Origin of the sequence: Marinobacter sp. BSs20148, from assembly GCF_000283275.1 — a bacterium.
Taxonomy (GTDB): domain Bacteria; phylum Pseudomonadota; class Gammaproteobacteria; order Pseudomonadales; family Oleiphilaceae; genus Marinobacter; species Marinobacter psychrophilus.
Map to the genome: position 1 here is coordinate 3,002,883 of NC_018268.1, position 14,712 is coordinate 3,017,594.

Annotated in this window: 15 protein-coding genes; 4 read left to right on the forward strand and 11 right to left on the reverse strand. The window is 54.7% G+C overall.

Going from position 1 to position 14,712, the window contains the following annotated elements; all coding sequences use genetic code 11:
- Window positions 1–103: 103 nt before the first annotated feature.
- Genes MRBBS_RS13650 through MRBBS_RS13660 form a run of 3 tightly spaced genes read right to left on the reverse strand, consistent with a single transcriptional unit; the run spans window position 104 to window position 3,053 of the window.
- Window positions 104–1,630 carry a tripartite tricarboxylate transporter permease gene (locus tag MRBBS_RS13650; RefSeq protein WP_041635301.1) on the reverse strand — a complete coding sequence of 509 codons (1,527 nt, stop codon included), beginning with the start codon at window positions 1,628–1,630 and terminating at the stop codon, window positions 104–106.
- A gap of 2 nt (window positions 1,631–1,632) precedes the next feature.
- Window positions 1,633–2,079 (reverse strand): tripartite tricarboxylate transporter TctB family protein, encoded by a 447-nt coding sequence (locus MRBBS_RS13655; protein WP_014872125.1) that lies wholly within the window; start codon window positions 2,077–2,079, stop codon window positions 1,633–1,635.
- Window positions 2,076–3,053, reverse strand: a complete 978-nt coding sequence (locus MRBBS_RS13660) for a Bug family tripartite tricarboxylate transporter substrate binding protein (RefSeq protein WP_014872126.1) — start codon at window positions 3,051–3,053, stop codon at window positions 2,076–2,078. Before MRBBS_RS13660 ends, MRBBS_RS13655 begins: the two co-directional genes overlap by 4 nt.
- A 192-nt stretch (window positions 3,054–3,245) precedes the next feature.
- Between MRBBS_RS13660 and MRBBS_RS13665 the strand changes: the two genes are divergently transcribed.
- Both MRBBS_RS13665 and MRBBS_RS13670 read left to right on the forward strand, forming a co-directional pair.
- On the forward strand, window positions 3,246–4,892 hold the full coding sequence (locus MRBBS_RS13665; protein WP_014872127.1) for a sensor histidine kinase: 1,647 nt from the start codon (window positions 3,246–3,248) through the stop codon (window positions 4,890–4,892).
- On the forward strand, window positions 4,871–5,566 hold the full coding sequence (locus MRBBS_RS13670; protein ID WP_014872128.1) for a response regulator: 696 nt from the start codon (window positions 4,871–4,873) through the stop codon (window positions 5,564–5,566). The genes MRBBS_RS13665 and MRBBS_RS13670 overlap by 22 nt, the downstream gene beginning before the upstream one ends.
- Before the next feature lie 65 nt (window positions 5,567–5,631).
- Here MRBBS_RS13670 and MRBBS_RS13675 read toward each other — a convergent pair whose 3' ends face one another.
- From MRBBS_RS13675 to yeiP, 5 genes are all read right to left on the reverse strand, one after another.
- Window positions 5,632–7,224 carry a BCCT family transporter gene (locus tag MRBBS_RS13675; protein WP_014872129.1) on the reverse strand — a complete coding sequence of 531 codons (1,593 nt, stop codon included), beginning with the start codon at window positions 7,222–7,224 and terminating at the stop codon, window positions 5,632–5,634.
- A gap of 81 nt (window positions 7,225–7,305) precedes the next feature.
- Window positions 7,306–7,845, reverse strand: a complete 540-nt coding sequence (locus tag MRBBS_RS13680; RefSeq protein ID WP_014872130.1) for a GDYXXLXY domain-containing protein — start codon at window positions 7,843–7,845, stop codon at window positions 7,306–7,308.
- Window positions 7,842–8,912: a DUF4401 domain-containing protein gene (locus MRBBS_RS13685; protein WP_014872131.1), complete on the reverse strand. Its 1,071-nt coding sequence runs from the start codon at window positions 8,910–8,912 to the stop codon at window positions 7,842–7,844. The genes MRBBS_RS13680 and MRBBS_RS13685 overlap by 4 nt, the downstream gene beginning before the upstream one ends.
- Entirely contained in the window at window positions 8,909–9,907 is a 999-nt protein-coding gene (locus MRBBS_RS13690) for a DUF2157 domain-containing protein (protein ID WP_014872132.1), read from the reverse strand. Before MRBBS_RS13690 ends, MRBBS_RS13685 begins: the two co-directional genes overlap by 4 nt.
- Window positions 9,908–9,950: 43 nt before the next feature.
- On the reverse strand, window positions 9,951–10,526 hold the full coding sequence (gene yeiP / locus MRBBS_RS13695; protein WP_014872133.1) for an elongation factor P-like protein YeiP: 576 nt from the start codon (window positions 10,524–10,526) through the stop codon (window positions 9,951–9,953).
- Between the two features lie 153 nt (window positions 10,527–10,679).
- On the opposite strand from yeiP, the gene MRBBS_RS13700 reads away from it, so the two are divergent.
- Window positions 10,680–11,537 (forward strand): PA4780 family RIO1-like protein kinase, encoded by an 858-nt coding sequence (locus MRBBS_RS13700; RefSeq protein WP_014872135.1) that lies wholly within the window; start codon window positions 10,680–10,682, stop codon window positions 11,535–11,537.
- 144 nt (window positions 11,538–11,681) lie between these two features.
- Here the strand turns inward: MRBBS_RS13700 and MRBBS_RS13705 are convergent, their stop codons facing one another.
- Together MRBBS_RS13705 and MRBBS_RS13710 are read right to left on the reverse strand one after the other, a co-directional pair.
- Window positions 11,682–12,350 (reverse strand): SDR family oxidoreductase, encoded by a 669-nt coding sequence (locus MRBBS_RS13705; RefSeq protein ID WP_014872136.1) that lies wholly within the window; start codon window positions 12,348–12,350, stop codon window positions 11,682–11,684.
- A gap of 123 nt (window positions 12,351–12,473) precedes the next feature.
- Window positions 12,474–13,697, reverse strand: coding sequence for a dicarboxylate/amino acid:cation symporter (locus tag MRBBS_RS13710; RefSeq protein ID WP_014872137.1), 1,224 nt, complete (start codon window positions 13,695–13,697; stop codon window positions 12,474–12,476).
- Between the two features lie 356 nt (window positions 13,698–14,053).
- Between MRBBS_RS13710 and MRBBS_RS19100 the strand changes: the two genes are divergently transcribed.
- A complete protein-coding gene (locus tag MRBBS_RS19100) occupies window positions 14,054–14,230 on the forward strand; it encodes a DUF2897 family protein (protein WP_014872138.1) in 177 nt (58 codons plus the stop codon).
- Window positions 14,231–14,241: 11 nt separating this feature from the next.
- Here the strand turns inward: MRBBS_RS19100 and trxC are convergent, their stop codons facing one another.
- Window positions 14,242–14,682: a thioredoxin TrxC gene (gene trxC, locus MRBBS_RS13715; RefSeq protein WP_014872139.1), complete on the reverse strand. Its 441-nt coding sequence runs from the start codon at window positions 14,680–14,682 to the stop codon at window positions 14,242–14,244.
- Window positions 14,683–14,712: the final 30 nt, after the last annotated feature.

Genomic DNA, 14,712 nt, shown 5'->3' on the forward strand with positions numbered 1-14,712 from the left:
AGGAACAAATTCGTTCGAGTGTAACGGTTTTTCAATAAAAAACACCGGGCAAGGCCCGGTGCAACCTACGTAATTTATCCGCCGTGGCGGCTTACCAGAGCGTTTAATCGCTCACTGGGCCCTCCTTGATGGAAGAACGCATGCGCCGGCGTAATATTGGCCCGACCAGCGTTGGCAGCACCAGGCCCAAACCAGCAACCAGCCACAAACCAATGGCCAAAGGGCTAGACCAGAGTGTCATCCAGTCTCCGTCAGACAATATCAACGCGTGACCCAAGTTCTTTTCCATTTCTGGCCCCAACAGCAGGCCTAGAATAATGGGAACCATGGGAATTTCCAGTTTGCGCAGAATAAACCCGCCAACTCCAAACACAATCATGAAGTACAAATCAAAGGTGCTGTGGCTAATGGAGTAAATACCCACAAACGCTACCATGGTAACGATCGGCAGCAGATACATAGGCGGTACCGACAGCAACCGAACAAACACGCCAATCATCGGAATGTTCAGTATCAGCAGCAATACGTTGCCAATCAACAGCGCTGCGATCACTCCCCACACAATGTCGGCGTTCTGCGTAAACATTAACGGCCCCGGCGTGATATTCAGGGAAATCAGCATGGCCAGCAACACCGCCGTGGTGCCACTACCCGGTACCCCTAAGGTCAACATGGGTACCAAAGCGCCCGATGCCGCACCGTTGTTGCCCGCTTCTGGCGCCACAACACCGCGAATGTCACCTTCGCCAAAGCGACCTTTTTTGCCGATCACCGACTTTTCAAGGGTGTAGCTGATAAAGCTACCCAAAGACGCACCCGCCCCCGGCAACACACCAGCAATAAAACCCAGCACACCACCGCGCAGTTGGGTGGGAATAGTCGACACAATTTCTTTGAAGCTCAGCGTCAGTTTCCCCACCTTCACTTTGCTGCGGCCTTTGCCCATTCGTGCTTCAACAAAAAACAACAGCTCAGATATGGCGAACAGCCCAACAATCGCCAATATGAAGTCGATACCTTCAAACAGCTCCAACACACCGGCGGTATAACGCTGGGTGCCAGTGGATATGTCGATACCCACGGTGGAAATCATGATGCCAAGCGCTGCAGCAATCACCGTTTTCATCGGATTTTTGCCGGTTATGCCGCCAAGAGTGGCGAACGCCAGCAAAAAAAGAGCGAAGTATTCCACCGGCCCGAAGGTCAGTGCGAATCGCGCCAGCACCGGTGCCAATATGATCAGCCCTATCGTGCCGATCAGACTCCCCGCGAAGGACGCAATCGCTGAAATGGCCAAAGCGTCTGCCGCACGGCCTTGTTGCGCCATGGGATAACCGTCCAGACAGGTCATCATGGCTGGCTCGTCGCCCGGTATGTTTAGCAGGATGGACGAAATTCGCCCGCCGTACATAGCACCGGCATAAACCGAGGTCAGCAGAATCATCGCCGTTTCCGGTGGCAGCCCCAGGGTGAAGGCCAGCGGAATAAGAATGGCAACGCCGTTAGCCGGGCCCAGGCCTGGCAAGCAACCAATCAGGGTGCCGACAAAGGCGCCAAACAATGCAAACATCAGGTTGTACGGCGTTAGCGCCACCGCAAACCCGTCCATCAGAAAGCCAATAGTTTCCATGGTCAGAAGCCTCCCAGCAGGCCGTTAGGCAGGCTTAGCGACAAGCCATAGTTGAACAATCCAAACACCACAACGGCACTGATTAAGCCGGTCACAAATGCCCGCCGTGGCGGCGCACCCATGCGCCAGCTTAAGACGCCGACAGCCAACGTGGTGGATATAATAAAGCCCAATGGCTCAAGCAGCAGTGCATAAACCACCAGCACAATGATGGAAATCACCAGTTCCAAAGCGGACTTTCCCACCGGCCATTTAGCATCGGCGTCTGGTTTGATCATCAGGTACAGGCTGCCCACCACCAGCACAATCGCCAGAATGGTGGGAAAAGTTTCTGGCCCTACGCCCTCGGCACCGCCGAAGGGTTCAGGCCATTGCTGTGCTACCCAGCCATAGGCAACCGCCACTACCAGCAGGCACAAGCCCAGAATACGGTCGCCCATGCCGGTCATTTTAGTAGACCGATTTCCCGGGACAGGTTTTCAATGTCCTGCACCTGGTTGGTTACAAAGCTTTCAAACTCGCCGGCCTTGGGATGAAACGGAATCAGACCGTTGCTTTTCATCACGGCTTTCCATTCTTCGCTGGCGTAAATAGTGTCCATCGCTTCTACCCAGTATTGCTGAGCTTCTTCCGAGGTGTCTTTGGGCATATAAAACCCGCGCCAGTTGGGGCCAAGTGCATCAATACCCTGTTCGCGGGCCGTAGGGATGTTGCCAAATTTGCCCGGCAGACGTTCTTCGGAAAGCACCGCCAGTACGCGCAAATCGCCCGATTCCATAAAGCCGGTCGCTTCAGATACGTCACCGGTAAAGGCATCCACCTGGCCACCCACTACCTGAGTCATGGCTTCGCCGCCGTTGTTATAAGACAGATAAGGAATAGAAGGCAGCTTGTCGGCACCCGCCGCTTTTGCTGCAATCAGCACTTTCAAGTGGTCCCAACCGCCGCGAGCACTGCCGCCAGCAAACTTCACCGCGCGCGGGTCTTTTTTCAGCGCGTCCATCAACTGGTTGAGGTTTTGGTACTCGGAATCTTTGCTCACGGCGATAATGCCGTAGTCGGCTCCCAAAGCGCCGATCCACTTCACCATAGACGCGTCCATACTCGGAAACTGCTTCTGTGCCAAGCGTGTGGTGGTCGCGGTAGACGCTGCAACAATCAGCTTGTCGTCGTTTTTACGCTTGCTGACCGTGTGGGCATAAGCCACGCCGCCGCCGGCGCCAGCCATGTTGACGGTTTGTACAGAGCCTTCTACCAGCTTAAGCTGCTGCATGACGTTGCCAACACTGCGGCAGGTGAAATCCCAGCCGCCGCCCGGGTCAGCCGGAGCCAGGCACTCTACTTTTCCGCTGGGCTGCCAGGCCATGGCAGACATACTAAAAGCGGCCGCCGCCGCGAGTGTTATTGCTCTTTTAATAAACATACACATCACCTTTTTGTTGTTTCACCAAACACCTTAGAAGGCAATGCGTAATTGCTGAAGCTTGCGGGCGTAACGGATATAAAAAAACTAACGTTCATTTTGTGCATTAAGTTCACGAGCAAAACCGGTTACGGTGTTTTAACCTGAAGAATTCGGGCGCGCAGCGCCGATGGACTAAGCTGACGGACGTCTATGCCTGTAAAGCGACGCACTAAACTTAAAACCCGCATGATTCTCACCCTGGGTCTGGTAAGTGTTCTACAGACCGTTTTTATTGGCGTGTTTGCCGGTTATTACCTCAGCGAATCCCTTTACAACGAGATTGGCCAACGGGCCTTGATGGTCGCCAAAACCATTGCCGCCAGCCCTGCGGTTATCCGCGGTATACAGCAGCGGAATCTTGACGATCTCAACACCCTCACCCACACCCTGGCCCAAACAAACGAAGCCCTGTTTATTGTAATTGGCGATCACGACGCCATTCGCCTGGCGCACCCTTTACCCGAGCGCATCGGGCGCTCCATGGCCGACGACGAAGGCGATTATGGCCGCCGCGCACTGGTGGAGGGCAAGGGCTATGTCGCCCGTGCGCTCGGCAACCTGGGCGAATCCATGCGAGGCAAAGCGCCGGTGTTTGAACCCGACAGTGGCGCGATTATCGGAATCGTGTCGGTGGGCTACAGCGTAAGCCAAGTAGAGGCCACCGTGCAGCGATACAATTTTGTCCTGTACGGGGTTCTGGGGGTGGTTTTACTGATTAGCATTCTGGCAGCGGTGGTGATTGCCAGTCGTTTCAAGAGCGCTATTTTTGGCCTCGAGCCAGAGGAAATCGCCGGTCTGTTCCAAGAGCGCAACGCTACGCTGCAATCGGTGCGTGAAGGCATTATTGCCATTAACCGCGACGGCATTATTACCACGGTGAATCGTGCGGCCCTGCTCACTCTTGGGCTTGATACCGAGATGCCGGTGTTAGGGCGCCCAATTCACGAGATACTTCCGGAGAGCGGTTTAATGTCCGTTCTGGCCACCGGCACGCCAGAATTCGACCGCGAAGTGTGGCTGCGCAACCGCCAGATGGTGGTCAACCGGCTGCCAATGCGCCAAGGCACCGACATAATCGGCGTGGTGTCCAGCTTCCGTTTGCGTAACGAGCTGGATCAAGTCAGCCAGCAGCTCACCCGCATCCAGCAATACGCCGATACTCTGCGCAGCCAAACCCACGAGTACTCCAATAAGTTGCACACCATCGCAGGGCTGATACAGCTGGGTGCCTACAACGACGCTCTGGGGCTTATTGGCAGCGAAGTCAGCAGCCATCAGGCACTGATTCATTTGCTGCTGGAAGCCGTGCCTGACCCCATCATTGCCGGTTGCCTATTGGGCAAACACAACCGTGCCCGGGAAATGGGCCTGCATCTGGACATAGACCCGGATAGCCAGATGACGGACCTGCCGCACAATTTGCCGCGAGAACAACTGGTAAGCGTACTCGGCAACCTGATTGATAACGCGCTGGAAGCCACCCGTCGACATACCGGTGCTAATGGCCGGGTACAGCTGTCGATGACCGATCTTGGCCAAGATCTGATTTTCGAGGTGGAAGACCAAGGCCCGGGCATTCCTCTGGAAGTTCAAAACCGAATGTTTGAAAAGGGTGTTACCAGCAAAACAGGCACCCATCACGGCTTTGGCTTGCATCTGGTGCGCCAGTTTCTGGACAGCTGGGGTGGCTCGGTGACGGTGGAAAACCTGAAAGCCACTGGCGGCAGCCGCTTCACCTTATATTTACCAAAAAAACCCACCGGAAGGAGCCAACCTTGCCCCCCATCCGACTGCTGATTGCTGAAGACGACCGTCAGATTGCGGAAATCCAGCGCCGCTTTATCCAGCGGTTAAAGCAGGTAGAACTTTGCGGCATTGCCCATACCCTGGCCGATGCCCGCGAACAGGCCGACGTATTAAAGCCTGACCTGATACTGCTCGACGTGTATTTCCCCGACGGCAACGGATTAGATTTGCTGCGTGAGCTACGCGCCAGTAATAGCAGCAGCGACGTGATCCTGATCACCGCCGCCAAAGAAGTAGAAACATTGCGGACCGCCCTGCGCGGTGGCGTGTTTGATTACATCCTGAAACCCTTGGTGTTCGAACGCCTGGAAGAAGCCATTAAACGCTTCTGTGACCATGCTGAACGACTGTCGGCACTGAAGCATTTAGGTCAGGACGAAGTAGACGCCCTGCTCCCACGCAACAGCGGCGAAAATGGCAACGACAACCATCACCGACTGCCCAAAGGCATTGATGTGATTACGCTAGACCGGATTCGTGAGGTCGTTGCCGACGGCAAGCCCTGGAGTGCAGAGGAAGTAGGCGGCGTCATGGGTGCATCGCGCACCACAGCCAGACGCTACCTCGAATATATGACCGGCACCAGAACCCTGGTGGCCGAAGTGACCTATGGCAGTATTGGCCGGCCGGAAAGACGCTACCGAATGCAGCGCCTACCGGCCTGAAAACGCCCCGCCCGGCCTTAGTTCTTTGTAGATAACTCTACAACGCCAGACAGAACACCCGCCTGCTATATCAGCTTCTGCGCCCGCGCCATGGCAAACGCAGCCTGCGGGCCTGTCCACAGCGATGGCAGAATAATCAGCGACACCGGAATGGCGGTTAGCACAATAAACTGCTGCAACACACCAATCTGGCCGGCACCCATGTACAACAGAATCGCCGCCATAACAGCCATGGCTCCGCCCCAAAAGGCGCGAATGGCGTAGTGCGGTTCATCGTGGCCTGCGCCTACGGTGGCAATGGCATAGCTCATGGAGTCGCCGGTGGTGGCCACGAAAATGGTGGTCAACAGTAGCACGGCTGCGGCCATCATTACGCCGCCGGGTAAGTTCTTGGCAACCGTTAGTGTGGCTTGATCAAAACGGAACGCGTTCAGCGCTTCGGTTAGGTCAAACACACCCGTGAGCTGGTAATAAACACCCGAACCACCCAGCAGGGTGAACCAGATGGTGGTGGCGATCGGTGCCAGAATGGATACCGCCAAAATAGTCTGGCGAATGGTGCGACCGCGAGAAATACGCGCCACGAAAATCGACATCAGTGGGGTGTAGCCAATAAACCAGGCAAAGAAGAATACCGTCCACCATTTCATCCACCATTCGGGCGCCGTTTCACTGGTCATGGTGGCCATAGCGAAGAACGACGTTAGATACTCGCCCATAGACGCCATGTAGGTATTGACTAAAAACAAGGTGGGGCCAAACGCGAAGATCACCGCGCCGATGACCAGTGCTAAAATGACATTGAACCGGCTCAGCAACTGAATACCACGGTGAATACCACTGACCGCCGAGGCCACGTAAACAGCGGCCAGCAGGCCAAGAATGACCAATTGGGTGCTGAATTCGTCTGCCACGCCGAACAATTCATGCAGGCCAAAACTCATCTGTGTGGCCAAAAAGCCAATGGGGCCGACGGTACCGGCAACCACCGCGATGACGCACATGGCGTCAACAACGCCGCCTAGCCAGCTGCTCATAATGCGCTCACCAAACACCGGGTAAAGCAAGGTACGCGGCTGTAATGGTTTGCCCTGAACGTAGTGGGCGTGAGCCAGAACCATCGCGGTTAACGACCCGAGTACGCTCCAAGCTAAAAAACCCCAGTGCATAAACGCTTGAGCCATGGCCGGCGCAACGGCTTGTGCCGTGCCGGCTTCGGTGTCAAACGCCGGTGGCGTTACCACAAAGTGATACACCGGCTCGCCAGCAGCAAAAAAAACACCACCACCCGCCAGCAGAGTACATAGAATCATCGACAGCCAGCGGAAGGTGCTGAATTCAGGCTTTTCCATACCGCCCAGGCGGGCGGCACCAGCGCGGCTAACGGCCACACCCATCGCAATGAAGAAGGTCAGCAACAGCAACAACTGAAAAAAGGTGCCCATATACTTGGCCGTCCAGGCGAAGCCCACGTCAATCACGGCAGCAAGACTGTCGGCATCCATCAGCGACCAGCCTACGAACAGCAATATAAAGCCAATGGTGAGAACCAGTACAACAGGATCACCAAAGCGGTGGGCATCTGCGGAGCCAGCGGGGGAAGAATCAGAGGAGGTGGAACGGAGGTTATCGGTAGTGCTAGCCGTGCTTGAAGACATTTATCAACCAGTTTCGAAAATTAGCCGACCACCGTACACACCTGGTTTTGTATTATCCACCACGTTTGAACATTTTCGCGTTCAAAGATCTGTTTTTTCGGGTGGGCCCAGCTGCTTCAACTCGTCGCTATACAGGGCCACCAGCAAGGGTTCGCCTTGTTCGTTCACCCGAAACTGACCGTACCTGGCGGCCTCGTAATATTCAGCATCGCCCTCCTGGAAAAAGAATGCGTTGGTGGCGAAGTGCACGATGTCATGGCGTATCCGGTAGCGCAGCAACAACTCTTCCGGAGCCAAATCTTGTCCGTTGAACAGCGTTTTGAAGCTCGCCCTGTTCTGGCTGTCGAGGGTAACAATGACGTAGTGGGTTGACGTCTTCGCCATTAAAAACGCCTGCGCACTGTGTCCAAAGGCACGGCGAATTTCCTGGCCGATAGCGAAGCTCAGGGTCATGTAGTCGCCTTGCATCAGCGAGCGCGGATCTACCGGCGCTAAATCAAGATAAACCACCTTGCCATGAGCCAACTGCTGCTCTTTTTGGAACACCGACAGGTTCACCATCACCAACGCGACCAACAAGGCTAGCAAACCAATAAGTCGGCGACTGAACCATTGCTTCATGGGTTCTCTCCCGCCTGGCCATTCACCAGTCTTAACATCAACCAGCGCACGGCCAGCAGCAGTAAACCGGTGGCTAACAAAACCTGGGATTTAACCATCAAGGTTGCATGCAGCTGGTAATAAAAAGCACTGGCGTAAAACAATAGGCCCGCAATGCCGATGCCTTTCAGCAAGGTGTTGCTGCCGGTTTGGCCCAGCACGATGACCATCATGCACACCAGCAAGCCCGGCGCGACGGCACTGGCTAACACCAGGGCTGTCAGGGCACAAAGCGCCAATATTTGAACCCGAGCAGCTGTCTTCAGGCGCTGGCACACGCTGTACACAATATAAACAGCAGCCAGACCTTCCAACAGCGTTGCCAACCAGCCATAAATCGTAGGCAGCGTATTAAGCATTCCGTTCGTCACCGACCAATTCAGACCCAGCACAACCTCACTTCTGCTGGTAACCAGCGCCAGCCCGCCGCCATAGCCCCAGGCTCGCAGCGCTGGCGACATCCGCGGAAACTGGAATTCATGCAGCCACACCCAGCCCGTAAAAACCAGCACAACGCCGCCCGCCACCACGTTCAGTAAGGGCAACTCGACAAACACAAGCAAGCCAAGTGCGGCCACACAAGTTGAAAAAACGCGGTGGATAAAGTCTGGCATAAACACCGCTAAAAGCATTTGAAAGCCAGTAATCAACAGCGTGGCACCTATAGCATCAGCGCCTCCAAACGAGCCCCAGGCCACAAAACCCTGCCCTGCGAGGCTAAACGCCAACGCCATGTGCCTTACAAACTCGCTAGCCGCACTTCGCAGCAGCCAGAATGCAACGCCAATCAACAATAGCCCTATTGTCCACAGCAATAGCGGGCTTTCAAAAAACCGATCAAGCTCCAGGTCAAAGAAAAACAGCAGCGCAATGGCCAAAAACAAAAACAGCGCCGCCAGCCAGCCAAAAAAGCCCATAAACACCAAGATGTACCAGGGCGAACCTGCCTCTCCCGGTGCTGGCGGTGCCCCCTCTACCAGGCCTTGCTGTTGCAAGCTAATCCATAGCCGTTGATGTTCAGCGTTCATACCTGCCATCCCCGGTGAACAGACCGCAACCAGTTAACGGCTGACGTAGTCATAACCATCAACGTTACGGCCATCAGTAATACACCCCCGCTGTTGTCGAAGTTCCACACCACATGTTTAACCAGCAGGCTGACAACAATCGCAATCACCGAAACCGCCGCGAGCGTCAGCATAAACAAATCCTGACGTTGGTAGCGGTAAACCCCATACACAATCGCCAGTGCCAATAGAAACACCGCCGCGGGAAGCCATAAATTGCTGCTAAAAAACACACTTTCAACGACTCGCAGCGTCAGTGGCATTAAGGTAGCCATTGCCAACAACCGCACCGCCCAACGCTGATTAAGCCAGGGCGCACGGCCGGCCAGCCACTCCCATGCACACAACATAAACCCGTTCGCGGCAAACTGGACCCACAACAGTTGCCCATAAGCCTCCGCTGAAAAGCGGCCACTAGGCTGAAAGTACAACGTCAGCGCGAGGTTGACCAAAACGGCCCAAAGTACCCACAGCGGTGCAAATCGGCCAATCAGGGCAAAGGGTGTCAGTAGTAACATCCACACAAAAAACAGCTGCCAGGGATCGGCACCGGTCTGGTAGGTTTGCCCGAACAGCGCCAGCAATCCGCCCAACAGAAGACCGGTCGAAAGCAGCGCAACCTTGCCAGCCAAGGTTTCGCGTCCGGCCAGCCAGTAACCCACAAACGCCAGCAGTAAAGCTCCTTCGACCAACGCGAAACGAGCCAGTCGGCCCAGCTCACCCCAGTTGAAGGCTACAAAAAGCAGTACGGAAAAGGCCAGCGCCAAGCCACCCAGGCACAACAGCAACACGTCTAAAAAGCGCAGCCACTGCCGGCCCGCCGGAAACACACCGGCTATCGCCGCGGCGCGGTTTGAATCTATGGGCGCAATCTGGCCGCCGTCAACCAAAGCAACAAACGCTTTACGTGTTTCAGACTGTATTTCAGGCTTTGCTTCAGATTGCGTTTCAAACATAGCGGCTGCGCCCTCCTGGCACGACTTACTAGGCAGATGCCCGTTACTCCGCGGTCGCCCGCCCCATAAACCTGCGTTCTTCCACATTCACTTTGATGCGGTCGCCGGTGGAAATGTATTCAGGCACCTGAATCACCAAGCCTGTGACCATAGTCGCTGGTTTGGTTCTGGCTGTGGCAGAGCCACCTTTCACCGAAGGCGCTGTGTCCACGATTTCAAAATCGACCGTGGGGGGCAGAGCCAGCGCTACGGGTGCATCTTTGATCAACACAACCATAATGCCTTGGGTTTCTTCGGTCACAAACAGCAGCTCCTCGGCAATGGCTTCTTTGCTGAGCATATACTGTGTGTAATCTTCGGTATCCATAAACACGTATTCTTCGCCGTCGGCGTAAGAAAAAGACGCAGTACGGCGGGTCAAGTCCGCCAGATTCAGCATATCGCCGTCTTTGAAGGTCTCGTCTTTCTTGATGTTGGTAACCACATCGTACAACCGCATGCGGTAAAGGCTGCCGCCAGCTCGGCCTTGGGGTACAGACCGCTCGATATCCTTGACAAAATACACCCGACCTTCAAACTCGATAGCAGAGTTTTTCTTGATTTCACTTGCTCTAGGCATTTTCAAAGCTCCAAAACAGCAGGATAAACGAACCGGTGCCGAGCAAATGCCGGCGCGGGTTCAGGCCGGGTGATTCTACCGTCAGAAGCGCTTTGCTGGTAGCTCTCACAGATCAACACAACCAAAACCGATTTGATGTAACATTGCGGCCCTATGAAAACACCAAAACGATTACAATCCCTGTTAGATGACGGGCTGATAGACAGCGTGCTGTATCAGCTTATGAGCGGCAAAGAAGCTCAGGTATACGTGGTGCAGTGTGGCGACCATGTTCGCTGTGCCAAAGTGTTTAAAGAAGCGTCAAAACGCAGCTTCAAGCAGGCCGTGGAATACCAGGAAGGCCGCAAGGTACGCAACAGTCGCCGTGCCCGCGCCATGGGTAAAAAAACCCGCTACGGCCAAAAAGAGCATGAAGACGCCTGGCTGAACGCCGAGGTAGACGCCCTTTACCGCCTGGCGGATGCCGGTGTGCGAGTGCCACGGCCATCAGGCTTTGTTGATGGGGTACTGCTGATGGAACTGATCAGCGATGCCGATGGCAAAGCCGCGCCCAGGCTGGACGACGTTGAACTGACCCGCGAACAGGCGCTGGACTACCACCAGCAGGTGATTGCCGAAGTCGTGCGAATGCTCAGCGCCGGACTTATTCACGGCGACTTGTCAGAGTTCAACGTACTGCTGGATGATCAGGGGCCCGTAATTATCGACCTGCCCCAGGCGGTAAACGCCTCTGGCAACAACAACGCCGAGCGCATGCTGGAGCGCGACGTAGACAACATGCGCCGTTACTTTGGCAAGTACGCGCCAGAGCTGATGAACACCGATTACGGCAAAGAAATCTGGGAGCTGTACGAAAGTGGCCGCCTGCACCCCGCCAGCAAACTGACCGGGTGCTTTATTCACGACACCCACAGCGCGGACCTGGGCGAAATAATGGAAGTGATTGACGCGGCGAAGGAAGAAGAACGGGATCGCCTGGATCGCCAACAGGCCAACGAGGAAGATGATTAACAAATATTGCAGCAAAGCTGGCGCCAAAACGTCAGCTTTGTTTCACCTGCTATTTTAGAATCTTCGTAAAAATCAGTAACCCGCTAAAACAACAATCTGACCGGCAGCACAAGTGCCCGCCGGTGATAACGGCGGGCACTTTTTTCACCATGGAAGTAACTCACCGGTCTGATGCCAGAACGAACCAGTGTTCTCCAGGTTCAGCTCTTCAATCCGCGCCGTCAGCCCACTGACGGATTCGGCGGTCGTAATCTCCCCCCGGCCTTTGGTCATGCCGGTTTGCACAAAACCCGGATGCAACTGAGCCACCGCAATGCCTTTAGGTTTAAGGTCTACCGCAAGAGATTTGCCAAGCGCATTCAATGCCGCCTTTGAAGCCCGGTAGCCATACCTGGCTCCCGAATTGTTCAGGGTTATTGAGCCCAACTTGCTGGTAATGTTGGCCACTTTTCCGCCAGACGGAATGAGTGACATAAGCGCCTCGGTCACTCGCAGCGGCGCATAAGCGTTTACTTCCATTTGTGCCCGCAGGGAATCGAAGTCAATGCAGCCCAGTTCGTTTTCCTGCAGCAAGCCTGCGTTGTTGATCAAAAGATCAATGCGTTCCCCTGCCAACGCCCCTGCCAGCCTTTCCACACTCTCACCTGACGTTACATCCACGTGTGCAATTACCCGCGCAGCTGCCGCCTCCAGCTCGTCAGAGGTTTGTCGACATACGCCAATGACGTAATGCCCAACATGGCTATAGTGCTGCGCCAGTTCCAAGCCAATACCGCGGTTGGCACCCGTAATGACAACAACCCGTTTTTTCATCGTTCATTCCCCTGTCAATGGCGATTGTACGTCGATTAAAACCAGTAATACGTTTTCCTCAGTCAAAAAAAACGGTGAAAAGGCATCATCCTCTTCACCGTTTTTTATCAGCCGTCGATTCCGTCAGGTATCGTGGCGGCTTTCAGAGCGGGCAATAATAGAGGTGCCCACCAGATCGCCGGTTACGTTCAGGCCGGTTGCGCCCATACCCACCAAGGCATCGATAGACACCAGCAACGCCACGGTTTCAATCGGCAGGCCAACCTGTGCAAACACCGTGGCAATCATCACAATACCGGCGCCTGGCACGCCAGCGGTGCCAATCGATGCAAGCGTGCCAATCAGCACAATCTCGGCCATGGCCAACAAGTCCAGCGGAACGCCCATCACATTAGCAGCAAACACGGCGGAAATGGCGATGCGAATGGCGGCACCGTCCATATTAATGGTGGCGCCTAACGGCAAGCTGAAACCGTATATTCGCTGGGGTATGTTCAACTTGCGGGCTGCGGTAATGGTCAGCGGCAAGGTGCCAGAACTGCTCTGGGTAGCGAACGCCGTCGCCATAGGCGTTCTGGCTTCCCGGAAAAACCCTCGCACATTCACACCAAAGCCACGCATGATCACGCAATACACCACCAGTTGAACCGCCAGCGCGATGTACAGCACCACTACCATATCGCCCAGGGCCATAATAGTTTCTATGCCCTGCTCACCGGCGGTTTTCGCCACAATCGCAAATACCCCGATGGGTACGTATTGCAACACCCCTGCCATCACTTTCAGGGTCATTTCACTGAGCCCCTCAATCACCTTATAAAGGTGCTCGCCCAGCTCTGCGTGCTGTTCTGACTCACGCAGCTTCAACAGCGCAATACCGAATACAATGGCGGTGAAAATAATCCCCAGCAAATTCAATTCGGTGAAAGCCGTAAAAATATTATCTGGAATAATGTTCAGCAACACCGCCGCAAAGCCCGGGTTGTCCGGAACTTTTATGGTCGCATTTTCATTCAGCGTCATACCACTGCCGGGCTCAAGCCAGGTTGCAACGGCCAACCCAACAATAATCGCCAGCGCTGAAGAGGCAATGTAGTACAGCATCAGTTTGCGACCGACCCGCCCCATACTGCCGATATTGGCCTGGTTGATACCCACCATTAAAGTGAACAGCACGATGGGTACAATCAGGAATTTCAGCAAACGCAGTAACAACTCGCCAAACGGTGCCAGCCAGTCAGCCACAGGCTGGCCACCAATAAGCCCAACGGCGATGCCCAACACCAACGCAATGCTAACGCGCAGAATCAATGACGAATTGAGGTAGCCCTGAAGCAAAGCTTTCATCGGCCGACTCCCGACAAAACTGAACAATCGTGTGCCATAAAACCGGTTCCTGATTTTGAATGGCGCCGATTGTGGTGGAAATTAACCGATAGGTAAACTGATGCAACTAATCATAAGCTAATAGCTTCAGTGAGTCTCTATCTTTGGCTGAGCCGGGAATTTTTACCCACAAAAGCTGTGGATAACCTTGTGAGAAGCCTTGGGACAGCCTCGCATAACCCTGTAGCCATGGGCACAGACGGAAGTTGGCGGGAAATTGACCGGCTGATAAGTGATGTCCGCCAAACACTGCACTGGCCTGTTTCATATTACAGGCTCATTATCAGAGTTAGGCTTTCTATATAAGGACAATTGCTATGCCAACGATCGGATGGATTATCTTACTCGCCTCGCTGGCGCTGATTCTAGGCAGCCTGTTTATGCTGCGTGACACGTCTAGCACCATGAGCCTGTCTGGCGACAAACTGGAAAAGGTGCGCAAACGCAAGGCCGAGCAGGAAGCCCTCGACAAACAGGATAAACAGGAAGACTGAACGCACTCAGGCTAATTCAACTGAGCGCCCAGCCACTGATCAATCTGAGCCTGATTCATGCCGCCACTCTGACGAGCATGCTCGCGGCCGTTGCGAAACAGAATCAGCGTGGGAATACTGCGAATCCCAAACTGCCCCGACGGGCCTGGTTGCTGTTCCGTATTCAGCTTGGCAAATCGCACCTTACCCTTCCAGCCTTTTGCCGCCAGCGCAAACTGCGGCGCCATCGCCTTGCACGGGCCGCACCAGCTGGCCCAAAAATCCACCAGCACCGGCAAGTCGCTACGGGCGATGTGAGTGGCGAACACCTGTTCAGTAAATTCGGGCACATTATCTGGCCACAACGGCTGTTTGCACGCACCGCAGGTGCCACCCGCTGACAAGCGACTGGCAGGAACCCGATTTACTTTGCTGCAATGTGGGCAAACAATCTGCCGGTTTTCATCCACCATGGAATTACCTCACTCAAGATACTATTTAAG